The organism is Vibrio sp. ZF 223 (assembly GCF_003050585.1).
GTDB classification, from domain to species: Bacteria; Pseudomonadota; Gammaproteobacteria; order Enterobacterales; family Vibrionaceae; genus Vibrio; species Vibrio crassostreae.
In genome coordinates this window covers 1-24,232 of sequence record NZ_PIGB01000015.1, presented here as the reverse complement: position 1 = coordinate 24,232, position 24,232 = coordinate 1, and the positions used below count along the sequence as shown (strand labels likewise).

Below are 24,232 nucleotides of genomic sequence, written 5' to 3'. Positions count from 1 at the left end.
AACGCCCTTCTTTACCGTTAACCACTTAGTATAAAAAGCCGCTGATAATTTGTGTTTTCTAGCACTACTGACAATAGTTAAGGTAACTCCTAGGCGATCAAGCTCACATTTAACTTAAATTAATTCAGTCTGATAACACTCGTTAAATGCACGCTAGAACAATAACTGGGATGACAAAGAGCAATTTAGCTCAAACACCATAACTCTCACACAAGCCACATCGATGAGCCTTATGGAATTATAACTAGGACGTTATTTAACTAGGGGGATCTATGCCTCGTACCGCGCACCCATCCGAACTGAACGATAAAAAACACAAGGTTAGCGATAAGGATTACGCTCGCACCATTCCTTGCAACCAAATCAGTATTTCCGCACCCTTTCATTGGTTGTCGCTTGCTCTGCATGACTTAGTAAGAATGCCATTAATCAGCGCATTTTACGGATTGTGCTTTATGGGAGCAGCAATTGCGATTGTTCAACTTGTCCAATGGCAAGGAACACACTTAGTCGTGATGCCAAGCCTGATCGTGTACATGCTGATAGGGCCGTTTCTTGCCCTAGGCTTGTATGACGCAGCTTGGGAAAGAGAAAAAGGCCATAACGCCAGCCTACTCCACTCAATGAAAGCCATCACTCGCAACTCCACCCACCAATGGGCCTTTGCGATTGTGTTGATGGTTGCGATGATATTCTGGATGCGTATCGCTGCGTTATTGCACGCGCTCTACCCTTCAGTGCAAGGCGCACCATTGGCTGAGTTCGCTCCCTTCTTAATTACGGGTTCTGTGATTGGTTTTGTTATCGCAAGCCTCATATTTAGCATCTCAGCATTTTCAATTCCGTTAATGATGGAGAGACGCGTTGATGTGATGAGCGCAATTTTCACTAGCTTTAATGCCGTGAAATCGAACATTCCTGCAATGGTGGTTTGGGCAAGTATTATTTGTGCCGGTATTCTGGTGGGTTTTGCCACCTACGGCATCGGAATGATCGTCACCATGCCGCTACTTGGTTATGGTACATGGCACGCTTATCACGAGATCATTAAGAAAAAACATCACGTGTAAAGCATCGCTAGATCAAAAAGCAATGTTATGATGAGGCCTTGGCTTAAACGCTGAGGTCTTTTATTTGGAGTTAACAACGTTTGTCTTACACCCCGCAACAACATCGAGCAAATAAGAAATTGGCCGAGTGCCTAGCTATCGCAAATCAACATTTCTCTCGTGAATTTCCACACCCAACTATCACCTTCAAGTTAAGAGGTAAAGCAGCGGGAAAGGCCTACCTTCAGCTCAACGAAATTAAGCTCAACCACGTACTATTTTCTGAAAATGAAGACGCCTTCATCAACGAAGTTGTGCCGCATGAGCTAGCACACCTAATCACGCATCAGGTTTTCGGACGTGTTAGGCCTCACGGAAACGAGTGGAAATACGTGATGGAAAAGGTATTCAACGTTCCAGCCAAAACAACTCACAGCTTTGAAATAGCTTCAGTTCAAGGGAAAACCTTTGAATATCGATGTGAGTGCACCACTTACCCATTATCAATCAGACGACACAATAAAGTGCTTCGAAATCAATCGACCTATCGCTGCCAGCTGTGCTATCAAACCTTATCCTTCACAGGCACACAGCTCAGCTAAAGTCCTAGACTCGCACCTATTCGATTTGGTAACCCCATCCTTTTTATTTCAGAAAGCAACACTCGATTAAGTTGATGATAGAAATGTAATGGAGAAACTCATCCTTTGAGTGCTAGACTGATGTTTATCATACTTTTATCAGTCTTTTTCTATGCAAAAACTCACCATCAAAGCATTTGGCCTACCTGTGTCTTTTTACTTATCAATAGTATTTGGCCTACTGGTAACCCAAAGCGTTTTCGCCGCACCACTGAGCTCATTCTCCAAAGCAAAAAGAGAAGCGGTGAAGATTTATCTCGACCACCCGACTTCATTTTATTGTGGTTGTGACATTACATGGAAGGACAAAAAGAAAGGGATTCCCGACCTTGACGGCTGTGGTTATCAAGTCCGAAAACAACAAAAGCGAGCGAGTCGAATTGAGTGGGAACACGTGGTTCCAGCTTGGCAATTCGGCCACCAGCGTCAGTGCTGGCAAGATGGCGGGCGCAAGAACTGCACTCGCAATGACAAAGTATTCAAGTCCATGGAAGCCGATCTCCACAACCTAACGCCAGCTATCGGTGAAGTAAATGGTGACCGTTCGAACTACAACTTCAGCCAGTGGAATGGAATGGATGGCGTGAGCTATGGTCAGTGCGAAATGCAGGTCAACTTCAAGCAGCGTAAGGTGATGCCGCCAGACAGAGCAAAAGGCTCTATCGCGCGCACCTACCTTTACATGAGCCAAGAGTATGGCTTCAAGCTATCTAAGCAGCAAACCAACCTGATGATGGCGTGGAACAAGCAATTTCCTGTCGACAAGTGGGAATGTACTCGGGATGAGCGAATCTATGCCATCCAAGGAAATCACAACCCATTTGTTTACCCTGCTTGTAAATAACGTCACTCGTACAATCAACATTCCAACTATCTCAAACAAGAGTTTCAGAATTGCCCCTGAAACTCTTGCTCTACCCTTGTTTTTTCAACCAAAAGCATCCATGTTAGGCAGAGACAAAATACCCAAATGAACATATTTATAGGTTTACCAGCATGAGAATCCCTCGTATCCATCACCCAGAACGCATTCATCAGTTAGGTTCACTCGCTTTAGGCGAAGATGCCGCGGGTCATGTTGGTCGTGTCCTTCGCATGAAAGAAGGCCAAGAAGTCCTTCTATTTGATGGCAGTGGTGCTGAATTTCCAGCGACAATCACTGAAGTGTCAAAGAAAAATGTCACCGTTAATGTTTCTGAACGCATCGAGCGCAGCAGCGAATCTCCGTTAGACTTACATTTAGGCCAAGTGATTTCACGTGGTGACAAAATGGAGTTCACCATTCAGAAATCGGTTGAGCTTGGTGTGAACACCATTACCCCTCTAATTTCAGAGCGATGTGGCGTTAAACTTGATACAAAACGCTTTGAGAAAAAACTCGCACAGTGGCAAAAGATTGCTATCGCGGCGTGTGAACAGTGTGGCCGTAATACGGTTCCAGTCATTCGTCCAATTATGCAGCTTGAAGAATGGTGCAGCGAACCAAGCGAAGCACTAAAGCTAAACCTGCACCCTCGAGCAAAGTACTCAATTAACACCCTTCCAGAACCTATCAGCAAGGTACGCCTATTGATTGGTCCTGAAGGTGGCTTGTCGGCTGAAGAAATCGGCATGACAGAGCAATACAAATTTGAAGAGACGCTACTCGGCCCACGTGTACTTCGTACCGAAACAGCTGCTCTAACCGCAATTACTGCCTTACAAGTCCGTTTTGGCGATCTAGGCTAGGAGAAAAAAATGATCAAACTTGGCATCGTAATGGATCCAATTTCATCCATTAACATCAAAAAAGACTCTAGCTTTGCCATGATGCTTGAAGCTCAGCGTCGTGGTTACGAAATCCATTACATGGAAATGGATGATCTACACTTAGATCAAGGCGTAGCCATTGCTGACACTAAGGTTGTAGAACTAAAGGAAGACCCAAACGGTTGGTATGAATTCAAGTCAGAACAGACTATCGCGCTATCTGATTTAGATGCAGTATTGATGCGTAAAGATCCTCCGTTTGATACTGAATACATTTACGCGACCTACATTCTTGAGCGTGCTGAAGAAAACGGCGCACTGATCGTAAACAAGCCACAAAGCCTACGTGACTGTAACGAAAAGTTGTTCACGGCTTGGTTCCCAGAGCTAACACCAACTACCATCGTGACTCGTAAAGCTGAAAAGATTAAAGAGTTTCGTGAGAAGCATGGTGACGTGATCCTAAAACCACTTGATGGTATGGGTGGTGCGTCTATCTTCCGCGTGAAGGAAGGCGATCCAAACGTATCGGTGATCATTGAAACGCTGACCAACCATGGTCAAAACTACGCAATGGCACAAACCTTTGTTCCTGACATCAGCAATGGTGATAAGCGTATTCTTGTGGTTGACGGTGAGCCAATGCCTTACTGCCTAGCTCGTATTCCAGCTAAAGGCGAAACACGCGGCAACCTAGCCGCTGGCGGTACAGGTGAAGCTCGTCCATTAAGTGAAACAGACTGGGCTATTGCACGATCAGTGGCTCCTTCACTAAAAGAAAAAGGCTTAATCTTTGTCGGACTGGATGTTATCGGCGACAAGCTGACAGAAATTAACGTGACCAGCCCTACTTGTATCCGTGAAATTGAAGCTGCTTTTGATATTTCGGTAACAGGTAAATTAATGGACGCAATCGAGCGTCGCGTTAACGCTAAATAGCCTAAACTAAAGAAAGCCTTAGCTATTCGCAAACGGCACAGAATCAATGAGCGGCTTCACGCCGCTCTTTTTCCTTTACTGGGAACACACTGGCAGGAGGCTCTATGAATTTAACGAACCACTTTCTGGTTGCTATGCCCGGAATGAAAGATCCCTACTTTCAAAATTCGGTAATTTACCTTTGTGAGCACAACGACGAAGGTGCGATGGGCTTAATGATCAACGCCCCTATCGATGTCACTGTCGGAAGCATGCTTAAACAAGTTGAGGTTGATTCTGAGCAGCCGAAATCCAACCAAGCAAGTCTTGATAAGCCAGTATTGAACGGTGGGCCGGTCGCAGAAGACCGTGGGTTTATTTTGCACAAACCTAAAGGCAGCTATCAATCCAGCATCAACATGACAGATCAAATCTCAGTGACTACTTCAAAAGATATCTTGATGGTGTTGGGCACAGAAGATGAGCCGATGAATTATTTAGTCGCACTTGGGTATGCAGGATGGGAACCGGGACAACTAGAAACCGAACTTACCGAGAACTCATGGTTAACCGTTGAAGCCGATCCAAAGGTCATCTTCGATACACCGATTTCTGACCGCTGGAAAGTCGCCGTGCAGATGTTAGGCATTAATGCGGCTCAGCTTTCAGCAGACGCTGGTCACGCCTAGCTCAAATCAGCTAAATAAACAGACACTCTCAAACACAGATAAATTTGGAACCCCCATGTCACGAACAATTATGGCATTTGACTACGGTACAAAAAGTATCGGCAGTGCGATAGGACAAGAAATCACAGGCACAGCAAGCCCACTGAAAGCCTTTAAAGCCAAAGACGGAATTCCTAACTGGGACGATATCGAAAAGCAAATTAAGGAGTGGCAACCGAACCTGATTGTGGTTGGCCTTCCTACCGACCTTCATGGCAAAGATCTAGCCACCATCACACCTAGAGCGAAGAAGTTCGCTAACCGCCTTAAAGGGCGCTTTGGTGTTGATGTTGAACTGCATGATGAGAGGCTATCGACTGCAGAAGCAAGAGCCGATCTTTTTGACATGGGTGGCTATAAAGCATTAAGTAAAGGCAATGTAGATAACCAGTCTGCAGTCGTCATTTTAGAGAGCTGGTTTGAAGCGCAATATTCGTAACGAAAATTAAGTGAGCAAAATTTGAACTAATTTGTGATCCCACACGAATTTCACGCCGTAATGTCGATGCAATTCAAAATCAGAACGTGGGAGTTCAAATGAAAATTTTTCTAGCAATCTTCACCGCTCTAACCATTTCAGCATGCAGTTCAATGGGTGGTTCAGCGGGTTACACTGGCGAACAATATCCAACTAAAATTAAATTAGAGAAAGAGCGTGGCTACTCGAACGACAACAACCGTTTTGCTAATCACTAATTTATTCACTTTACAAAAAACCCGCATCTCAGCGGGTTTTTTATTGGCACCAGACACTAGGCATTCAACCTAACCCATGTCTATCTTTACCCCGGCCAAAGCACCAGTCCCGTAGTCATCATCGCCACGTCTGGTTTTTAGCATCAAACGTAAGTCATTAGCAGAGTCAGCACTGTGAAACGCATCCTCTTCGCTGATCTTGCCTGCTACAACTAAATCATATAAAGCTTGGTCAAAGGTCTGCATACCAATCTCTTTTGATTTTGCCATGGTTGCTTTCAGTTCATGTAGTTCACCACGACGAATCAAGTCAGACACACGAGGGCTGTTGAGTAGAATCTCAAACACACCATGGCGACCGCTGCCATTCTTATCTCTGATTAATTGCTGAGCCACCACACCACGCAAGTTCATCGACAAATCAAACAAGAACTGCTCTTTTTGTTCCTTCGGTACCAAGTGGAGAATACGTTCTAACGCTTGGTTAGCGTTATTGGCGTGCAAAGTTGCCATACACAAGTGACCCGTTTCAGCAAAGGTCATCGCGTATTCCATGGTTTCACGGCTACGGATTTCGCCAATCAAGATCATGTCTGGCGCTTGACGTAACGAGTTCTTAAGTGCGACTTCATAGCTCTCGGTGTCGAGCCCAACTTCACGTTGAGTCACGATACATTTTTTATGTTCGTGAACGAATTCAATTGGGTCTTCAACCGTCAAGATATGCCCCGAGCGGTTGGTATTGCGATAACCAGTCATCGCAGCCATTGAGGTCGATTTACCAGAGCCTGTCGCCCCAACCACCAACACAAGTCCGCGCTTAGCGATTGAAAGGTCCTGCAGTACATCTGGAAGCTTTAATTGCTCAAAGGTTGGGATGTTAGTCTCGATACGTCGAATGACCGCTCCAGGTAGCTCTCGTTGAAAGAATGCACTGACACGAAAACGCCCAAAGTCACGCACTATGGCAAAATTAGCCTCACGCGTTTGCTGATATTCATCACGTCGGTCTTGATCCATCATCGCATCAAGTAGTTGAGCGACCTGAACCGAATTCAGCTTCTCGCCTTGCGGTCGTAGTTCACCATCGACACGGAACAAGACAGGCGCATCGACGGTGATATAAAGATCGGACGCTTTTTGAGACAGCATTCCCTCAAGGATTTGATTCAATTCCATTATGTGCACCTTGATTAAAACATTGAGGTTTCAATTTCGATTTTTTTCTCAACCTCTTCCGAGTCAACCAAGCCTTGAGCCATCAGCTGCTTCGCGTTTTGCTCCATGGTTTGCATGCCATGTGCTGCGCCCGTTTGAATGATCGAATACATCTGAGCGACCTTGTCTTCACGAATCAAGTTTCTAATCGCTGGTGTCGCCATCATGATTTCATGGCAAGCCACACGACCACCCCCTACACGTTTTAGCAGCTTCTGTGCAATCACCGATCGTAACGATTCAGACAGCATTGAACGCACCATGTCTTTATCGCTACCAGGGAAAACATCAATGATACGGTCAATCGTTTTTGCTGCAGAGCTGGTATGTAGGGTACCAAAAACCAAGTGACCGGTTTCCGCTGCGGTTAGCGCTAAGCTGATCGTCTCTTGGTCACGAAGCTCACCAACAAGGATAACATCTGGGTCTTCACGTAACGCGCTGCGCAGCGCCGCTTTAAAGCTGTGAGTATCACGATGGACCTCACGCTGATTAACAAGGCATTTATTGTTGGTGTGAACGAATTCAATCGGGTCTTCGATCGTCAGGATATGTTTGTTGTGGTTACGGTTTACGTAATCAACCATCGCCGCAAGGGTCGTTGATTTACCAGAGCCAGTTGGGCCAGTAACGAGCACTAAACCTTTTTCGTAGTTGGCAATCTTTTCAAAGATTTCAGGCGCACCTAGTTGATCTAAAGTTGGGATCTCTACAGGGATAGTTCGAAAGACAGCTGAGCAACCACGAGCTTGGTTAAAAGCGTTAACACGGAAGCGACCAACATTGGGTAATTCAAAAGAGAAGTCGACTTCCAGTTTTTCCTCGAACTCGCCGCGCTGCGAGTCGCTCATGATCTCAAAAACTAAACGGTGCACATCAGCATGACTCAAAGCTGGTATTCCAAGCTTCCTTACTTCACCATCTATACGTACCATTGGAGATACACCCGCAGAAAGATGTAGATCTGACGCGTTATGCTTTACACTAAAATCTAGTAACTCAGTGATATCCATTTATTTTCCCTTAAGTAAAGTCAGCTATGAGTAGTATTCAACAAAATATCGAACAAATCACCTCACAGATTCGTAGTGCTGAGCAAAAGTGCGGACGAGCTCCAGAGTCCGTGCAACTTTTAGCAGTCAGCAAAACTAAACCTATTGATGCGATTCTAGAAGCCGCACTCGGAGGCCAAGTTGCCTTTGGTGAAAACTATGTTCAAGAAGGTGTTGATAAAGTAAAACACTTTTCAGAACAACATTCTAACCTAAATTTAGAGTGGCATTTTATTGGTCCAATTCAGTCCAATAAAACTCGTCCAATTGCGGAAAGCTTCCAATGGGTACATTCCGTTGATCGCGATAAGATCGCACAAAGACTTAATGATCAACGTCCAAGCGAACTTCCACCTCTACAGGTGCTGATTCAGGTAAACACCAGTGGTGAAGAGTCCAAGTCAGGAACCTCAGAAGAGACAGTTTTTGCACTTGCGGAGTTGATTTCGTCGCTCCCTAACCTCACCTTAAGAGGATTGATGTCGATTCCTGCAAACGTCTCTGACTATCAATCACAGCTTAATGCTTTCTCTCAACTGGCAGAGCTTAAAGATAAGTTATCCGCGAAGTATTCAGACATTGATACCCTTTCGATGGGAATGAGTGGTGATATGGATGCAGCAGTTGAGGCTGGCAGCACAATGGTTCGTATTGGAACGGCTATTTTCGGCGCTCGTGATTACGCGAAATAGCCGTAGTAGCTAACCAACGACAAGTATTGATACCGCTTCGCCTTATCCGCGCAGCGACACGCTCAGGATTTTATATATGGAACATAAGAACATCGCCTTTATTGGGGCGGGAAACATGGTTCGCTCAATTGTAGCGGGCTTAGTCGCGAGTGGTTACCCAACGCAAAAGATTACGGCAACCGCACCTTCAGAAACCAGAAGGTTGCCGTTAGAACAAGAATACGGCATCAATACCACCAGCGATAATATTGCAGCAGCAGAGCAAGCAGACGTTGTTGTGTTATCCGTGAAGCCACAAATGATGGCTGATGTATGTAAGCCCTTACAAGATATCGACTTCAGCAACAAACTGGTTATCTCAATTGCCGCGGGTATTAATGCGAATCGACTCAATGAGATGTTAAACTGCCAGCTAAACCTTGTTCGTGTGATGCCAAACACGCCATCACTACTTGGGAAGGGGATGAGCGGTCTTTATGCCGATTCAACCGTTAGCCAAGATGATAAAGACTTTGCTTCTCAGCTGATGCAAGCTGTAGGTGAAGTAAGCTGGGTTGAGCAAGAGTCTGGTATCAATAACATTATTGCGGCGGCGGGTAGTGCTCCGGCTTACTTCTTCCTGTTTATGGAAGCGATGCAAGCAGAAGCAGTCAACCAAGGCTTCGACCAAGAAACCGCTCGTAAATTAGTTCAGCAGTCTGCGTTAGGCGCGGCAGAGATGGTGGTAGCAAACCAAGAGACTGAATTATCAACACTGCGTGAACAAGTGACATCAAAAGGCGGCACGACCGCAGAAGCACTACGCACGTTTAATGAACATCAACTATCAGACATCGTAGCCAAAGCCATGCAAGCGGCGGTTGCTCGAGCTGAAGAGATGGAAAAACTGTTTTAGTACCAATCAAGGTAAACAAGCATTTTGCCGCTCAGGTTATATCTAAGCGGCAAGTAAATCCGAAAAAGGAAACAATATGAACTCGATGAGCTTTCTGATCTCGACTGTTTTTGATCTTTACATCATGGTTGTGATCTTGCGTATCTGGCTACAAGCATCACGTGCAGATTTCTACAATCCATTCTCACAATTCATCGTAAAAGCGACACAACCGGTTGTTGCCCCACTACGCCGAGTTATTCCGTCAATCGGCAGCCTTGATCTTGCGACGGTTGTTTTTGCTTATGTGCTGTGTGTACTTAAGTTCGTTGCGCTAAACCTGATTATCTCTGGCGGCGCTGCCGTTTTCGATATTAGCTTCCTAATCTTTGGTGCACTGTCTCTGCTCAAAGCGGCTGGTGGTTTAATTTTCTGGGTTCTACTTATCCGTGCAATCCTAAGCTGGGTAAGCCAAGGTCGTAGCCCAATCGAGTACGTATTCCATCAACTGACTGAACCAATGTTAGTGCCTATCCGCCGTATCCTTCCGGACATGGGTGGTTTCGACCTAAGCGTACTGGTTCTGTTCATTGTTCTGCAATTTGCGAACTTCCTAATGGGCGACATGATTGGTCCTATTTGGTATCAGCTATAATTCAAGTACAAACATCAGGTACTTTGACGATGCCAAAAGCGGTTTGGGCCGAGGAAGACGATATTCTTCTTAGGCTCTATATCCAACCTAAAGCAAGCCGAGACAAAATTGTTGGCTTGCATGGTGAGGAACTAAAAATTGCCATTACCGCCCCACCGGTAGATGGCAAAGCCAATGCCCATTTAGCGAAATACTTAGCGAAACAGTTTAAGGTCGCAAAAGGGCAAATTAAGATAGAGAAGGGAGAGCTCGGTCGGCATAAGCAAGTTCGAATATGCTCGCCAAGCCAAATCCCAACTGAAGTCAAAGCCATCCTATGATGGCTTTTTGCTATTTATTGGAGTCACTATGCGTCTATGGATTACAGCACTACTCACTGCTCTTATTGCCCTACCTAGTTGGGCAGGGCAGTTTAAAAACATCAAAGATGTCGAGGTTCACTACTCGGCTTTTAATTCCACGTTTCTAACTGCGCAAGTCGCTAAGCAATACAAACTTAAGCGAAATGGATACTCAGCAATCCTCAACATCAGCGTGTTAGACAAGGCTTCCCTAGGCAAGCCTGCTACAACGGCTAAAATTACGGGAACAACGAAGAACCTCGTTGGAAACACCCGAACTTTGAAGTTTCGAGAAATCAAAGAAGGTGATGCGATTTATTACCTTGCTGAGTTCCCTATCACTCACGAAGAGAACATCACCTTTAACATCGATGTTAACGCAGGCTTGAAAGGCACTGGCCCACTGCGCTTCACACAGAAATTCTATATAGAAGAGTAAGCTATCCCTTACTTTTCATTTATTCACTTATTAGAGTCACATTCCCATGAGCAAGATTGTTTTAGCAACAGGCAACCAAGGTAAAGTTCGCGAGATGGCAGATATTCTGTCTGAGTTTGGCTTTGACGTGGTCGCACAAAGTGAATTTAACGTTTCAGAAGTCGCTGAAACGGGGACAACTTTCATTGAAAATGCCATCATCAAAGCTCGCCACGCCGCGAAAGAAACAGGACAGCCAGCGATTGCTGACGACTCAGGTTTAGAGGTTGATTACTTAAATGGTGCTCCGGGCATCTACTCAGCGCGTTACTCAGGTGAAGGGGCAACCGATAAACAGAACATCGAAAAATTGCTAAACGCGATGCAAGGTGTCGAAACTGAAAAGCGTACTGCGCGTTTCCACTGTGTGTTGGTGCTAATGCGTCACGAGAATGATCCAACACCTCTAGTGTGTCACGGGAAATGGGAAGGTCGCATCCTTACCGAAGAACATGGTGAGAATGGCTTTGGCTACGATCCCGTATTCTTTGTTCCAGAAGATAACTGCGCATCAGCAGAGCTTCAATCTTCACGTAAGAAGCAACTATCACACCGTGGTAAAGCGCTTGCGTCACTATTAAAGACTCTCAAGGAGCAAGCTCTGTAATGCACAATGCAGCGCTAATACCACCCGCACTTAGCCTCTATGTCCACATCCCATGGTGTGTACAAAAGTGTCCGTATTGTGATTTTAACTCTCACGCCCTCAAAGCCGAGATCCCAGAGAAAGAGTACATCGATGCACTGCTTGAGGATCTCGATACCGATATCGAAAAATATCAGCTCAATGGTATGCCTCGTCCATTGCACTCAATCTTTATAGGTGGAGGAACTCCGAGTTTATTCTCTCCTGAAGGCATCGGGCGGTTACTACAAGGTATTGAGCAACGTATTCCGTTCAAACCTGAAATAGAAATCACCATGGAAGCCAACCCGGGAACTATCGAAGCTGAGCGTTTTGCAGGTTACCAAAAGGCAGGAGTGAGTCGAATCTCGGTGGGTGTGCAAAGTTTTGAGCAAGATAAGCTTGAAAGACTTGGGCGTATTCATGGTCAAGACGAAGCTGTGAATGCCGCTCATTTAGCGCATAAAATTGAATTGAATAGCTTCAATCTAGACTTAATGCACGGCTTACCCGATCAGAGCATTGATCAGGCACTGTCTGATTTAGACAAAGCGATCGAGCTCGATCCTCCGCATTTATCTTGGTATCAGCTAACAATAGAACCTAACACCATGTTCTATTATAAAACGCCAAAGCTACCTGACGATGATGACCTTTGGGATATATTCGACCTAGGCCATAAGAAGCTCGCAGACGCAGGGTATGTACAGTACGAAATCTCAGGCTACAGCAAGCCTGGATATCAATGCCAACATAACCTCAACTACTGGCGCTTCGGTGACTACTTAGGTATTGGCTGTGGCTCTCATGGCAAGCTGAGCTTTGCTGATGGGCGCATTGTTCGCACCACTAAGGTTAAGCATCCTAGAGGCTACCTAGCAGCGTACCAGAACATGGTGAAGCCTTATCTATCAGACGAATTTGAAGTGCCCAATGAAGACCGCCCTTTTGAGTTCTTCATGAACCGCTTTAGGCTAATGGAAGCATGTCCAAAGCAAGATTTTATCGATACGACTGGGCTTGGTTTTGACTCGATTCAAGAAACTATTGAATGGGCAAAAGAGCTAGGCTACTTGAATGAAACCGACACTCACTGGCAGATAACAGAAAAAGGGAAGCTATTCCTCAACGATTTGCTGGAAGCTTTTATGGCAGAAGAGGACGAATAGATTCGAGAGATATTGTGTAAGGGTTGGTTTTAGGGCCAACCCTTTTTATTTTATAGCCCCCTCTCGGAGCGAAGCGTTCTACAGGACGAAGTCCGTGCTCGCATCTTTCTCTTAGAAAATAGAACGACCAATTCGCTCAGAAAGCAACTCTAGCGCCTTAGTACCTGCTAAAGAGTTACCAGAAGGGTCAAGCTCTGGAGACCACACCGCAATAGTCATTTCGCCAGGAACGATAGCGATAATACCGCCACCCACACCCGATTTACCTGGCATCCCAACACGGTAAGCAAACTCACCAGCCCCATCATACAAACCGCATGTCGCAAGCAAAGCATTCAACTGCTTGGTTTGAACTGGCGTGATGATCTCTTTCTTGGTTTGAACCGACACACCTTTGTTTGCCAAATAGCTAAAGGTTTTTGCCAAGTCCACACACGTCATTTTAAGCGCACAGGCATGAAAGTAGTTATTCAAAACAGGGATAACATCATTTTCAAAGTTACCAAATGAACGCATCAAGTAAGCGATAGCCGCATTACGATCGCTGTGCATCATTTCTGAAGCCGCTACTATCTTGTCATAGACTATATGGGTGTCGCCCGACAACTGACGCACAAACTCCAATAAGCGGTGTCTAGGCGCAGATAAGCGGCTTTGTAGTAGGTCTGCAACGACAATTGCGCCCGCATTAATGAACGGGTTACGGGGAATCCCATGCTCCATCTCAAGCTGAATCATAGAGTTAAAGGCTTGGCCAGAAGGCTCTTTGCCTACGCGTTGCCAAATCTCTTCAGGCTTGTATAACACCATAGCTAATGTCAGGCTCAAGGCTTTAGAGATGGATTGCACAGAAAAGGCTTCCTCTGCATCACCCGCTTGAATCACATCACCTTCATTGGTGTATACCGCAATCGCCAGTTTCTGGTTCGATACGCGAGCCAATGCAGGGATATAATCAGCAACCTTTCCCTGACCAATTAGGGGACGAACTTCGTCTAAAATCTCGGCTAAAATAGCTTGAGTTGGTTTCATGTATGCTTACTTCTATATTGTTATTTTTGTAGGGTTCTAACATTACTTTCTGTCCTTAAACCTTTATCGCAATAAAAGCCTAAGGACAAAAAAGCCAACATTACAATAATGTTGGCTTTAATCAATCCAACAAAGTGTAAGGTTTAACCTAAAGCAGGTTTACCTTCACTTGTTGTGCTCGATAATTACTTAGTACGCTTGTACTTAATATCCCAAACACCATGACCAAGACGGTGGCCACGAGCTTCAAATTTAGTCAGTGGACGCTCATCTGGGCGAGGAATGTAATCACCATCTTCAGCGATATTCTCGAAGCCTGGAGCAACGTTCATCACTTCAATCATGTGCTCTGCGTAGTTTTCCCAGTCTGTTGCCATGTGGAAAATACCAGTATCAAGTTGAAGCTTACCGCGAACCATTTCTGCAAACTCAGCCTTAACGATACGACGTTTGTGGTGACGAGCTTTGTGCCATGGGTCAGGGAAGAACAGTTGCAGTGTATGCAGGCTGCTATCTGGAATCATGTGTTCAAATACTTCTACTGCATCGTGACACATTACACGCAGGTTAGTTACGCCAGCATCACGCGCTGTACCTAAACAAGCACCAACACCTGGGCTGTGAACTTCAATACCTAAGAAGTTTTTCTCAGGTGCGTTCTTTGCCATTTCAACCAGTGATGCACCCATACCGAAGCCAATTTCTAGTACAACTGGGTTATCGTTGCCAAATACTTCTTTCCAGTTAAGAAGCTCTGGGTTGTAGTCGATACCCATTGTTGGCCAACATTCATTCATCGCGTTTTCTTGGCCTTTTGTTAAGCGGCCTTCGCGGCGAACAAAACTACGGATCTTACGAACCAGTTTGCCGTCTTCAGTATATTCGTTAGTGGTCACTTCACTCATTGATTTTTGCCTGCACATTGATTAATCAAAGCGGGGATTATCCAAAGAATTGCCTTCGGTGCAAGTCTTTCCGTGGATAAATTCCCACACAATTTGTCTGTTTTACATCCAACGTTAAGTGTGGTGCAATTTCGCTTCTAATAATAGCAAAGCATAGAGCATGTCGTGACTCCTTTCGCAACCGCCATATTAAAGTGGTATGACGCCTACGGGCGTAAAGAATTACCTTGGCAACAAAACAAAACCGCCTACACCGTTTGGCTATCTGAAATTATGCTTCAGCAGACTCAAGTCGCCACGGTGATTCCATACTACCAGCGATTCTTAGAACGCTTTCCAACGGTTATCGACCTAGCGAACGCCGAACAAGATGAGGTTCTGCACTTATGGACAGGGCTTGGTTACTACGCACGAGCTCGCAATCTACATAAAGCAGCCAAGATCGTTGCTGAGCAATATGGTGGTGAATTTCCGCTTTCTATCGAAGAGATGAACGCGCTACCGGGCATAGGTCGCTCGACGGCAGCTGCAGTGCTGTCTTCGGTTCACAAACTTCCTCATGCGATTCTTGATGGCAATGTAAAACGAACACTTGCGAGAAGCTTTGCCGTTGAAGGTTGGCCAGGACAAAAGAAAGTCGAGAACCAGCTCTGGGAACACGCCGAAGCACACACACCGAAGAAAGATGTCGATAAGTACAATCAAGCAATGATGGATATGGGCGCGATGGTTTGCACCCGTAGCAAGCCTAAATGTGCGTTGTGCCCGATTGAAAGCATGTGTGAAGCCAAGAAACTTGATAAACAACTCGACTTTCCAGGTAAGAAACCTAAGAAAGAAAAACCAGTAAAAGAAACATGGTTTGTGATTCTGTACCACAACAATCAAGTATGGCTCGAACAACGCCCTCAATCTGGTATCTGGGGAGGGCTATTCTGTTTCCCTCAAAATGAAAATGCAGAGATCGAACATCAGTTAGATCTTCGCTCGATCAAAGACAGTGAAACCGATTCAATCGAGACCATGATTGCGTTTCGACATACTTTCAGCCACTACCACTTAGATATCACGCCAGTATTAGTGAAATTAGATAAACAACCAGATTTGATAATGGAAGGGACTAAAGGTCTCTGGTATAACTTATCAAAACCGGAAGAAATTGGCCTAGCCGCTCCTGTAAAGCAGCTTATTGAGAGCCTACCCTTTGAACTGAACGACGCCGTTTGAATCAACGAACGCCATAAGAGGAACCACTATGAGCCGCACTGTATTTTGTGCTCGCCTTCAAAAAGATGCTGAAGGCCTAGATTTTCAACTTTACCCAGGTGACTTAGGTAAACGTATCTTTGACAACGTGTCTAAAGAAGCTTGGGGACAATGGCAAAGCAAGCAAACAATGCTGATCAATGAAAAGAAGCTAAACATGATGGATCCTGAACATCGTAAACTTCTTGAAACTGAGATGGTTAACTTCCTTTTCGAAGGTAAAGATGTCGTAATTGATGGCTATACTCCACCAAGCGAATAAGACATTTATTTAAGCAATTTTTAATGACATCATGGTTAACGCTGCGATGTCATTTTTGTATGAGGAACTATGAAAAAGCTAAGTTACTTCCTAACAGCCATGTTATTAACTGGCTGCAGCCGTGAATTTGTCGAAAGCATTTATGATGTTAATTATGAGCCGACCAACCGATTTGTAAGCAATTTGGCAGAGCTACCCGGTCAGTTTGAAAAAGACACCGGAGCACTAGACTCTTTGATTAATAGCTTTTCTGGCAATATCCAAAAGCGCTGGGGCAGCAGTGAAGTAAAGATGGCCGGTAAAAGTAACTATGTGAAATACATAGATAATTACCTAAGCCGTTCAGAAGTAAACTTTAGCGAAGGCCTCATAACGGTAGAAACCGTCTCCTCTACTGAGCCTAAAAAACACCTCAAAAACGCGATCATGACAACGCTTTTGACGCCTGATGATCCGGCGCATGTCGATCTATTCTCTTCCAAAAGCATCAAGTTAGAAGGCAAACCTTTCCTCTATAATCAAGTTGTAGACCAAGATAAAAAGCCCATTCAATGGACATGGCGCGCTAACCAATTCGCGGATTACCTGATCGCTAACAACCTAAAAACCAAAGAAGTCGACTTTAAAAAAGCCTATTACGTTGAGATCCCAATGGTAGCCGATCACGCTAGCCAGCGTAGTTACCAATACGCCGACATCGTTCGACGAGCATCTCAGCGTTACGACATTCCTGAAGACTTGATCTACGCAATAATCAAGACAGAGAGTAGTTTCAACCCATACGCGGTGAGTTGGGCAAATGCATACGGTCTGATGCAAGTGGTGCCTAAAACCGCAGGTCGAGATGTCTTTAAACTAGTAAAGAACAAGCCTGGAGAGCCCAGCCCAGAGTATTTATTCAATCCAGAAAACAACATTGATGCTGGCACCGCATATTTTTACATCCTTAAAAATCGTTATTTGAAAGACGTAAAACATCCGACAACGCTCGAATACAGTATGATTTCAGCATACAACGGCGGCACGGGTGGCGTGCTCAACACCTTCAGTAAGGACAGAAAACGAGCAATGCGAGACTTAAACTCGCTGCAACCTAGCCAAGCGTACTGGGCTCTTACTAAGAAACACCCAAACAAAGAGTCGCGCCGATACTTAGAAAAAGTAACAAAATTCAAGAAAGATTTTAACCAAGGTAAAACGTAAGCCTCACTTTTGAATAAAAAAACAACTAACGAACGTTTTTTTTAATTATTTTCAAAAAAGGTGTTGACGGTTATGCAGAAAATCCGTTTAATAGCGCTCCGTTGCCCGGATAGCTCAGTCGGTAGAGCAGAGGATTGAAAATCCTCGTGTCGGTGGTTCGATTCCGCCTCCGGGCACCACAATTTGATTTGTTGGTGTCAACACTCTTTAACAGGGAGTGGTAGCACGGACGAAAGCATAAAGAATTTAGTGTGCCGACTTAGCTCAGTAGGTAGAGCAACTGACTTGTAATCAGTAGGTCACCAGTTCGACTCCGGTAGTCGGCACCATTCTTTTGCCTCGATAGCTCAGTCGGTAGAGCAGCGGATTGAAAATCCGCGTGTCGGTGGTTCGATTCCGCCTCGAGGCACCATTATTTGGTGCTTAACAAATAATGGTCTTTATAGACCTGATGTTGAAACAAATAATTCCCCTTTAGTTCAGTTGGTAGAACGGCGGACTGTTAATCCGTATGTCGCAAGTTCAAGTCTTGCAAGGGGAGCCACATTCAAGAAAGCCAAGTCGAAAGACTTGGCTTTTTTTCGTTTGAACAAAAACAAACTCTATTCAATAGACACATCAGCTCAACGCAACTCTTAATCAGTCTCGATAAGTTGAGTTATATCCTTCTAGTACCTTCACTACAGCAGTTGATTCTAAGTTCTATAAAGAACCTCTATTCCAACAGAACCAACTAATCCCAGAAATCCCCTTCCCCACCTTAACTCCGTAAGCCGTCACATCAAAACAAACAGAATTCCATTTCATTACTTTTTTTTCTTCGAAAATTTAATCTCTATCATGTTTTGATATCTTTCTAATATCTGCCATACACGACTTAGATTAAGATTCGATGAACTATACCTAATACTAATTATTGAATCGCTGCGCGGGGAAACATGAAACTAAAAACGCAAGCTTACTTATTATCGGGCATCATCTTGATCGCCCTGCTAGCACTGACCGCTACTGGTTTATGGACATTGAGAGTCGCGAGCAACATGGACAACAAAGCTCGCGTGACCGAGCTATTTAAGAGTGCATACAGCATCCTTACTGAAGTCGAAAAAATGGCGATTGATGGCACTCTAGAAGAAGAGCAAGCTAAGCAACTAGCTACTCGCCTTCTACGTAACAACATCTATAAAGATAATGAATATGTTTACGTAGCCGATGAGAACATGACGTTTGTCGCGACACCATTAGATCCTCAATTACACGGAACCAGCTTTAACGACTTTAAAGATGGCAACGGGAATAGTGTTGGTCAGCTAATCCAAAGAGTACTTGGTAATCGTACTGGGCAGATCATTGAGTACACCTGGACACAAAAACTGCCAGATGGAACGATTGAAGAAAAACTGTCTATAGCAGAGAAAACACCACATTGGGGCTGGGTTGTCGGAACAGGTATCGGGTTCAATGAAGTTAACGCTCGTTTCTGGTCTACCGCTCAATGGCAGCTGTTCCTTTGTGTCGTGATTGCTGGTCTTATTCTATCGAGCCTAATTGTATCTATTAAACGCATGCTAGCGCTTCTTGGTGGCGAACCTAAAGATGTAAGAGAAGCTGTACAAGCCGTAGCACAAGGTCGAATTCAAACCTCTTTCGAAACTCAGGCGACAGACGGCAGTATTTACCACGCCGTACAACAAATGAGTAAGTCACTGGCTGAGTTGGTATCAAACCTGGACGCTTCAATGCTGGCATTAAGGGGAGAACTGCAGCGCGTAGAAGACCGTGCTGGGTCAATTGCTCAACTGACAGAGACCCAACAACAATCAACAGAGATGATCGCGACAGCAATGACCGAAATGGCCTCTTCAGCTAATAATGTCGCTGATTCAGCTAGCGATACCGCGCGCAACACCGATGAGGCCGATAAACAGAGCCAGCATACCCAACGACTCATTCACAACACAGTGGACAACATTCAAGGCCTAGCTGGCCAACTAGGCACAGCAAGCGAAGCGGTCGCTAACCTAGATAACGATGTAAACAACATTGCGAAAGTATTGGATGTGATTGGTGATATAGCGGAGCAAACTAACCTGTTGGCACTTAACGCTGCCATTGAAGCAGCTCGAGCTGGCGAACAAGGTCGTGGATTTGCGGTTGTAGCAGATGAGGTTCGTAACCTTGCAGGCCGAACACAATCGAGCACCAAAGAAATCCAATTAATGATTAACAACCTTCAAGAAGGATCTCGCAACGCAATTCAAACCATGGAAGTTTGTGCCGCGACCAGTGAAAGTACCGTAACAGAGTCTCAAAACGCCTCTGAAGCACTACAACAGATTGTTGTCGCATTAGAGTCCATTTCATCAATGAGTCATCAAATCGCAACTGCGGCCGCTGAGCAGACTCAGGTGAGCGATGATATATCGAAGCGTATTAATATGATCGAAGAGAGCGGTAACCAACTGAGCAATGTCGTAACAGAAAGTCATAGCAGTACCCAAACTCTTGCCTCTCTTTCAAACGAATTAGAAGCTTGGGTTAATAGGTTTGAAGTAAAACACTAAACTCCCTAGAAAATTTTTAAATAAAAAAGCACGTTTTCATACGTGCTTTTTTTATTTCGGCGCCCATTCAGTGTAGTTAACCGTAGTTTTACTATCTTTTAGGGCATGCTAGACCTAGGTTTTTCACCCCAAACGAGCAAAAACAACCCACTAAGTATAGAAAAACATCAAACGATACTTTTTTTGCAATTTAATGTTGACCCAGAACGCGAAAACACGTTTAATACACCTCGTCGCCCGGATAGCTCAGTCGGTAGAGCAGAGGATTGAAAATCCTCGTGTCGGTGGTTCGATTCCGCCTCCGGGCACCACAATTTATTTGTTGGTGTCCTAGACAACAACAATAAAGCACAAAGAAATATTATGTGCCGACTTAGCTCAGTAGGTAGAGCAACTGACTTGTAATCAGTAGGTCACCAGTTCGACTCCGGTAGTCGGCACCATTTCTTTAAAGCTTTAAGAATAATTCCCCTTTAGTTCAGTTGGTAGAACGGCGGACTGTTAATCCGTATGTCGCAAGTTCAAGTCTTGCAAGGGGAGCCAAGTTAATCATCAAGCATAAGCTTTTTGATTCATGATGCCGACTTAGCTCAGTAGGTAGAGCAACTGACTTGTAATCAGTAGGTCACCAGTTCGATTCCGGTAGTCGGCACCATTCTCTTGATTAGAGACTAAAAAATCAATTCCCCTTTAGTTCAGTTGGTAGAACGGCGGACTGTTAATCCGTATGTCGCAAGTTCAAGTCTTGCAAGGGGAGCCAATTAAAAAAAGCCGCATCATTGATGCGGCTTTTTTGCATCTAAAGATGCATAACTTCTCAATACAACTACCCTCACATTTCAAATATCATATTCAATTCAAAAACCAACCGTTTTTATATCCATCCAAAGCTACAAATCTTCGCCACTTAACTCCCTTCAAAATCGTCCAACAACAAACGACACATTCACGTAAGAGTCACTCATAGTACGTTACTACTCATTTTATTATTGAGAAGATCGGCTGAACAAATCAATGCTAAGCCTAGAGATGACAAAGCTAAATAACAAATCAAATAAGCGCTAGAAAAACTCTGTAAGGCGCTTCAATCCAAATGATACACAAGTCACTCTTTATCAAAACTATCCACTACAATAGCGCCCATAGAGGCTGGCATTGAAATAACAATCACTCTTTTGATCGATACAACTGGGTCACTCAACAGAGGTAATTTGTCCAAGCAAGTCAGTACCAAAGCAACGACCAATGCCGTCATAACATAAGCAATAACTATTCTGAAAATAAACACCGGCAACCGTGCAACAACATCTTTTTGAAAGACACTCTCATACGTATAGAAGCCTAAGAACACCGCAGACAGTAAAAATAACAGCAATAGATTAGCGGTAGGTAAAGTCTCCCCTAACTTCCAAGCCTCTTCAGAAAAAGAAATTGGCACGGCCAAAGCAAAAGATCCCACAAAGATCTGGCTCGCATCTTCAAAGTTAAAACTCAATTTCATAGTTCGACCCACTAGGTTTAAGGCTTTATCTATTTCTTAAAATAATCACAAAACTATCCGCCGATGGCTTGAGGGATTTTCTTCCTACCAAGTAAACAGTAATGACCTTTCTAATTTCATATTAGTCGCAATAGCCAAAACATAGCTTGAACTAACCAGCAAGAAATCAATATGCTCAGAGTAAAGTGGTCAACACAACAGATTCATGTCGAGTCAACAAACACATCAGAGTCGAAGAGAGACCGGTAAACATCCCCTAAGGACCTACACTTAGAACCAGAGAATCTCAATCCGGTTGGGTGATCAATACAATTAATAGTGGTTTAAGCTTAATGCATTAAGTCGACTCATTAAGGGCTATAGTGTTCTTAGCAGAAACATCCATGATGGATTCCTAATTACACATCAGAACTACCCTCTAGATTCATAGATTGAACAGAAATCAGGTTTCGTAGACGAAGGGCTGTTAGCTAATACTTGAACTTGATAAAGCAAACATCCACAAACGCAGGGCACGTAGGATGAGTTGTAAGGCTTATAGAGCCACAGGTATTGAAATGGACATGCTGATTAGAACAGTCTCATGAACCTAACTTACAACGTCGTATAGCTCGAGTGTTTGAGCACTCAGCCGCGTTTGAAGTCATGCTAGTGCCAACTCACAACTGGAGTCAGAAATGATGTCACCCTAATCGTAGGGTTTGGGTTTGGGTTTGGGTTTGGGTTTGGGTTTGGGTAACACGTAGGCTACAGGAAAGTCTTTTGTGCAAGTTATTCGACTGACGTGCGAAGCACTATGATTTAGATGCAAAAAAGCCCCGTTATTTCTAGCGAGGCTTCTTATAAGTAATGGAGTGACTGGGGTCGTAGCCGACCGGGACTCCTTGGTCAAAGACCAAATTATCAACACCCAGAAACGGCGAAAGCCTAGTCGTAAGACTAGGCTTTCTAATAAGTGGCGGAGTGGACGGGACTCGAACCCGCGACCCCCGGCGTGACAGGCCGGTATTCTAACCAACTGAACTACCACTCCGCAGTGTCTATTCAGCTTAAAGCAATTTGAGCCTGACGATGTCCTACTCTCACATGGGGAAGCCCCACACTACCATCGGCGCTATTGTGTTTCACTTCTGAGTTCGGCATGGAATCAGGTGGGTCCACAATGCTATGGTCGTCAAACAAATTCTGTTGTTAACTTGATGAATCAAATCAACTAAATAGTGGTGCTGATACCCAGACTCGAACTGGGGACCTCACCCTTACCAAGGGTGCGCTCTACCGGGCTGAGCTATATCAGCAATTCAAATATCGTTTAAAAACGATTCTGAAAACTTTTTGTCTTCACTTTTTAAAAAGTGAAAATAAATTTGGAGCTTGGCGATGTCCTACTCTCACATGGGGAAGCCCCACACTACCATCGGCGCTATTGTGTTTCACTTCTGAGTTCGGCATGGAATCAGGTGGGTCCACAATGCTATGGTCGCCAAGCAAATTTTGCTTTTACTTTCAGTTTTTTAAAAACTGAAGGCAAAATAATCTGGAAAACTGATTTAAAAGTCTCTTCAAACTCATTCAAGCGTTTGGTATTTCTTTGAGTCCACAAAACCCCTTGGGTGTTGTATGGTTAAGCCTCACGGGCAATTAGTACAGGTTAGCTCAATGCCTCGCAGCACTTACACACCCTGCCTATCAACGTCGTAGTCTACGACAACCCTTTAGGACGCTTAAAGCGTCAGGGAAAACTCATCTCAAGGCTCGCTTCCCGCTTAGATGCTTTCAGCGGTTATCGATTCCGAACTTAGCTACCGGGCAATGCCATTGGCATGACAACCCGAACACCAGAGGTTCGTCCACTCCGGTCCTCTCGTACTAGGAGCAGCCCCTTTCAATTTTCCAACGCCCACGGCAGATAGGGACCGAACTGTCTCACGACGTTCTAAACCCAGCTCGCGTACCACTTTAAATGGCGAACAGCCATACCCTTGGGACCGACTTCAGCCCCAGGATGTGATGAGCCGACATCGAGGTGCCAAACACCGCCGTCGATATGAACTCTTGGGCGGTATCAGCCTGTTATCCCCGGAGTACCTTTTATCCGTTGAGCGATGGCCCTTCCATTCAGAACCACCGGATCACTATGACCTGCTTTCGCACCTGCTCGAATTGTCATTCTCGCAGTCAAGCGGGCTTATGCCATTGCACTAACCACACGATGTCCAACCGTGTTTAGCCCACCTTCGTGCTCCTCCGTTACGCTTTGGGAGGAGACCGCCCCAGTCAAACTACCCACCAGGCACTGTCCGTAATCCCGATTCAGGGACCAACGTTAGAACATCAAAACTACAAGGGTGGTATTTCAAGGACGACTCCACCACATCTAGCGACGCGGTTTCAAAGTCTCCCACCTATCCTACACATGTAGGTTCAATGTTCAGTGCCAAGCTGTAGTAAAGGTTCACGGGGTCTTTCCGTCTAGCCGCGGGTACACTGCATCTTCACAGCGATTTCAATTTCACTGAGTCTCGGGTGGAGACAGCGTGGCCATCATTACGCCATTCGTGCAGGTCGGAACTTACCCGACAAGGAATTTCGCTACCTTAGGACCGTTATAGTA

At 44.8% G+C, this 24,232-nt stretch carries 24 protein-coding genes, 11 tRNA genes and 3 rRNA genes; 28 read left to right on the top strand and 10 right to left on the bottom strand.

Translation table 11 applies throughout. The annotated features are described in order from the left end of the window. Positions 1-272: 272 nt before the first annotated feature. The 8 genes from CWO13_RS21630 to CWO13_RS23535 all read left to right on the top strand — a co-directional run bounded on the left by CWO13_RS21630 (position 273) and on the right by CWO13_RS23535 (position 5,781). Positions 273-1,070 (top strand): DUF2189 domain-containing protein, encoded by a 798-nt coding sequence (locus CWO13_RS21630; protein WP_017067802.1) that lies wholly within the window; start codon positions 273-275, stop codon positions 1,068-1,070. 80 nt (positions 1,071-1,150) lie between these two features. After that, the gene (locus tag CWO13_RS21625) at positions 1,151-1,651 is read left to right on the top strand and encodes a SprT family zinc-dependent metalloprotease (protein WP_102321473.1); all 501 of its coding nucleotides are present in this window, start codon (positions 1,151-1,153) and stop codon (positions 1,649-1,651) included. Between the two features lie 151 nt (positions 1,652-1,802). Beyond that, entirely contained in the window at positions 1,803-2,534 is a 732-nt protein-coding gene (locus tag CWO13_RS21620) for an endonuclease (protein WP_102321472.1), read from the top strand. A 152-nt stretch (positions 2,535-2,686) separates the two neighbouring features. Next, positions 2,687-3,418 carry a 16S rRNA (uracil(1498)-N(3))-methyltransferase gene (gene rsmE / locus CWO13_RS21615; RefSeq protein WP_055319636.1) on the top strand — a complete coding sequence of 244 codons (732 nt, stop codon included), beginning with the start codon at positions 2,687-2,689 and terminating at the stop codon, positions 3,416-3,418. Positions 3,419-3,427: 9 nt separating this feature from the next. Continuing rightward, the gene (gene gshB, locus CWO13_RS21610; RefSeq protein WP_108020956.1) at positions 3,428-4,378 is read left to right on the top strand and encodes a glutathione synthase; all 951 of its coding nucleotides are present in this window, start codon (positions 3,428-3,430) and stop codon (positions 4,376-4,378) included. Positions 4,379-4,482: 104 nt separating this feature from the next. Continuing rightward, positions 4,483-5,046 carry a YqgE/AlgH family protein gene (locus CWO13_RS21605; protein WP_048611435.1) on the top strand — a complete coding sequence of 188 codons (564 nt, stop codon included), beginning with the start codon at positions 4,483-4,485 and terminating at the stop codon, positions 5,044-5,046. Positions 5,047-5,101: 55 nt separating this feature from the next. Next, positions 5,102-5,524 carry a Holliday junction resolvase RuvX gene (gene ruvX / locus CWO13_RS21600; protein WP_048659417.1) on the top strand — a complete coding sequence of 141 codons (423 nt, stop codon included), beginning with the start codon at positions 5,102-5,104 and terminating at the stop codon, positions 5,522-5,524. Between the two features lie 98 nt (positions 5,525-5,622). Then, positions 5,623-5,781 (top strand): hypothetical protein, encoded by a 159-nt coding sequence (locus tag CWO13_RS23535; protein WP_165886710.1) that lies wholly within the window; start codon positions 5,623-5,625, stop codon positions 5,779-5,781. Positions 5,782-5,850: 69 nt separating this feature from the next. On the opposite strand, the gene CWO13_RS21595 is transcribed toward CWO13_RS23535, so the two are convergent. Both CWO13_RS21595 and CWO13_RS21590 read right to left on the bottom strand, forming a co-directional pair. Further along, the gene (locus CWO13_RS21595; protein WP_055319637.1) at positions 5,851-6,960 is read right to left on the bottom strand and encodes a PilT/PilU family type 4a pilus ATPase; all 1,110 of its coding nucleotides are present in this window, start codon (positions 6,958-6,960) and stop codon (positions 5,851-5,853) included. A 14-nt stretch (positions 6,961-6,974) separates the two neighbouring features. After that, positions 6,975-8,012: a type IV pilus twitching motility protein PilT gene (locus tag CWO13_RS21590; RefSeq protein ID WP_048659419.1), complete on the bottom strand. Its 1,038-nt coding sequence runs from the start codon at positions 8,010-8,012 to the stop codon at positions 6,975-6,977. A 26-nt stretch (positions 8,013-8,038) separates the two neighbouring features. Here CWO13_RS21590 and CWO13_RS21585 point away from each other — a divergent pair, with 26 nt between their 5' ends. The 7 genes from CWO13_RS21585 to hemW all read left to right on the top strand — a co-directional run bounded on the left by CWO13_RS21585 (position 8,039) and on the right by hemW (position 12,885). After that, positions 8,039-8,743, top strand: coding sequence for a YggS family pyridoxal phosphate-dependent enzyme (locus tag CWO13_RS21585; protein ID WP_108020954.1), 705 nt, complete (start codon positions 8,039-8,041; stop codon positions 8,741-8,743). A gap of 76 nt (positions 8,744-8,819) precedes the next feature. Beyond that, a complete protein-coding gene (gene proC, locus CWO13_RS21580) occupies positions 8,820-9,638 on the top strand; it encodes a pyrroline-5-carboxylate reductase (protein WP_108020953.1) in 819 nt (272 codons plus the stop codon). A 76-nt stretch (positions 9,639-9,714) separates the two neighbouring features. Continuing rightward, positions 9,715-10,272 (top strand): YggT family protein, encoded by a 558-nt coding sequence (locus CWO13_RS21575; RefSeq protein WP_017067798.1) that lies wholly within the window; start codon positions 9,715-9,717, stop codon positions 10,270-10,272. A 29-nt stretch (positions 10,273-10,301) separates the two neighbouring features. Next, the gene (gene yggU, locus CWO13_RS21570; RefSeq protein ID WP_009847703.1) at positions 10,302-10,592 is read left to right on the top strand and encodes a DUF167 family protein YggU; all 291 of its coding nucleotides are present in this window, start codon (positions 10,302-10,304) and stop codon (positions 10,590-10,592) included. Between the two features lie 28 nt (positions 10,593-10,620). Then, positions 10,621-11,052, top strand: a complete 432-nt coding sequence (locus tag CWO13_RS21565; RefSeq protein WP_108083461.1) for a DUF4426 domain-containing protein — start codon at positions 10,621-10,623, stop codon at positions 11,050-11,052. A gap of 46 nt (positions 11,053-11,098) precedes the next feature. Beyond that, positions 11,099-11,698: an XTP/dITP diphosphatase gene (locus CWO13_RS21560; RefSeq protein ID WP_108083460.1), complete on the top strand. Its 600-nt coding sequence runs from the start codon at positions 11,099-11,101 to the stop codon at positions 11,696-11,698. Next, on the top strand, positions 11,698-12,885 hold the full coding sequence (gene hemW / locus CWO13_RS21555; RefSeq protein ID WP_108083459.1) for a radical SAM family heme chaperone HemW: 1,188 nt from the start codon (positions 11,698-11,700) through the stop codon (positions 12,883-12,885). The genes CWO13_RS21560 and hemW overlap by 1 nt, the downstream gene beginning before the upstream one ends. 111 nt (positions 12,886-12,996) lie before the next feature. Here hemW and glsB read toward each other — a convergent pair whose 3' ends face one another. Beyond that, complete coding sequence (gene glsB / locus CWO13_RS21550; RefSeq protein ID WP_108083458.1) at positions 12,997-13,917, bottom strand: glutaminase B; 921 nt, start codon at positions 13,915-13,917, stop codon at positions 12,997-12,999. A 185-nt stretch (positions 13,918-14,102) separates the two neighbouring features. After that, positions 14,103-14,822 carry a tRNA (guanosine(46)-N7)-methyltransferase TrmB gene (gene trmB, locus CWO13_RS21545; protein ID WP_010435641.1) on the bottom strand — a complete coding sequence of 240 codons (720 nt, stop codon included), beginning with the start codon at positions 14,820-14,822 and terminating at the stop codon, positions 14,103-14,105. Positions 14,823-14,987: 165 nt separating this feature from the next. On the opposite strand from trmB, the gene mutY reads away from it, so the two are divergent. The 13 genes from mutY (at position 14,988) to CWO13_RS21480 (ending at position 20,877) form a co-directional block, all read left to right on the top strand. After that, positions 14,988-16,049, top strand: coding sequence for an A/G-specific adenine glycosylase (gene mutY, locus CWO13_RS21540; protein WP_048659427.1), 1,062 nt, complete (start codon positions 14,988-14,990; stop codon positions 16,047-16,049). 28 nt (positions 16,050-16,077) lie between these two features. Further along, complete coding sequence (locus tag CWO13_RS21535) at positions 16,078-16,350, top strand: oxidative damage protection protein (RefSeq protein WP_010435637.1); 273 nt, start codon at positions 16,078-16,080, stop codon at positions 16,348-16,350. A gap of 69 nt (positions 16,351-16,419) precedes the next feature. Further along, positions 16,420-17,553: a membrane-bound lytic murein transglycosylase MltC gene (mltC, locus tag CWO13_RS21530; RefSeq protein ID WP_048659428.1), complete on the top strand. Its 1,134-nt coding sequence runs from the start codon at positions 16,420-16,422 to the stop codon at positions 17,551-17,553. A gap of 103 nt (positions 17,554-17,656) precedes the next feature. Next, positions 17,657-17,732: transfer RNA gene (locus tag CWO13_RS21525), tRNA-Phe, on the top strand. A 74-nt stretch (positions 17,733-17,806) separates the two neighbouring features. Further along, a tRNA-Thr gene (locus tag CWO13_RS21520) sits at positions 17,807-17,882 on the top strand. A gap of 7 nt (positions 17,883-17,889) precedes the next feature. Next, positions 17,890-17,965: transfer RNA gene (locus CWO13_RS21515), tRNA-Phe, on the top strand. Positions 17,966-18,021: 56 nt separating this feature from the next. Next, positions 18,022-18,097: transfer RNA gene (locus CWO13_RS21510), tRNA-Asn, on the top strand. A 394-nt stretch (positions 18,098-18,491) separates the two neighbouring features. Then, a complete protein-coding gene (locus tag CWO13_RS21505) occupies positions 18,492-20,117 on the top strand; it encodes a methyl-accepting chemotaxis protein (protein WP_102530121.1) in 1,626 nt (541 codons plus the stop codon). A 235-nt stretch (positions 20,118-20,352) separates the two neighbouring features. Further along, positions 20,353-20,428: transfer RNA gene (locus CWO13_RS21500), tRNA-Phe, on the top strand. A gap of 56 nt (positions 20,429-20,484) precedes the next feature. Beyond that, a tRNA-Thr gene (locus tag CWO13_RS21495) sits at positions 20,485-20,560 on the top strand. Positions 20,561-20,584: 24 nt separating this feature from the next. Beyond that, positions 20,585-20,660: transfer RNA gene (locus CWO13_RS21490), tRNA-Asn, on the top strand. 36 nt (positions 20,661-20,696) lie between these two features. After that, positions 20,697-20,772: transfer RNA gene (locus tag CWO13_RS21485), tRNA-Thr, on the top strand. Between the two features lie 29 nt (positions 20,773-20,801). After that, positions 20,802-20,877, top strand: a tRNA-Asn gene (locus CWO13_RS21480). Positions 20,878-21,222: 345 nt separating this feature from the next. Here the strand turns inward: CWO13_RS21480 and CWO13_RS21475 are convergent. The 6 genes from CWO13_RS21475 to CWO13_RS23550 all read right to left on the bottom strand — a co-directional run. Continuing rightward, entirely contained in the window at positions 21,223-21,618 is a 396-nt protein-coding gene (locus tag CWO13_RS21475) for a DUF2391 family protein (RefSeq protein ID WP_017060180.1), read from the bottom strand. 956 nt (positions 21,619-22,574) lie between these two features. After that, a tRNA-Asp gene (locus tag CWO13_RS21470) sits at positions 22,575-22,651 on the bottom strand. Between the two features lie 30 nt (positions 22,652-22,681). After that, positions 22,682-22,797: ribosomal RNA gene (rrf, locus tag CWO13_RS21465) — 5S ribosomal RNA — on the bottom strand. Between the two features lie 42 nt (positions 22,798-22,839). Then, positions 22,840-22,916 (bottom strand) — tRNA-Thr (locus CWO13_RS21460). Positions 22,917-22,990: 74 nt separating this feature from the next. Further along, a 5S ribosomal RNA gene (gene rrf / locus CWO13_RS21455) occupies positions 22,991-23,106 on the bottom strand. 132 nt (positions 23,107-23,238) lie between these two features. Continuing rightward, positions 23,239-24,232 (bottom strand): 23S ribosomal RNA (locus CWO13_RS23550); the annotation flags it as partial.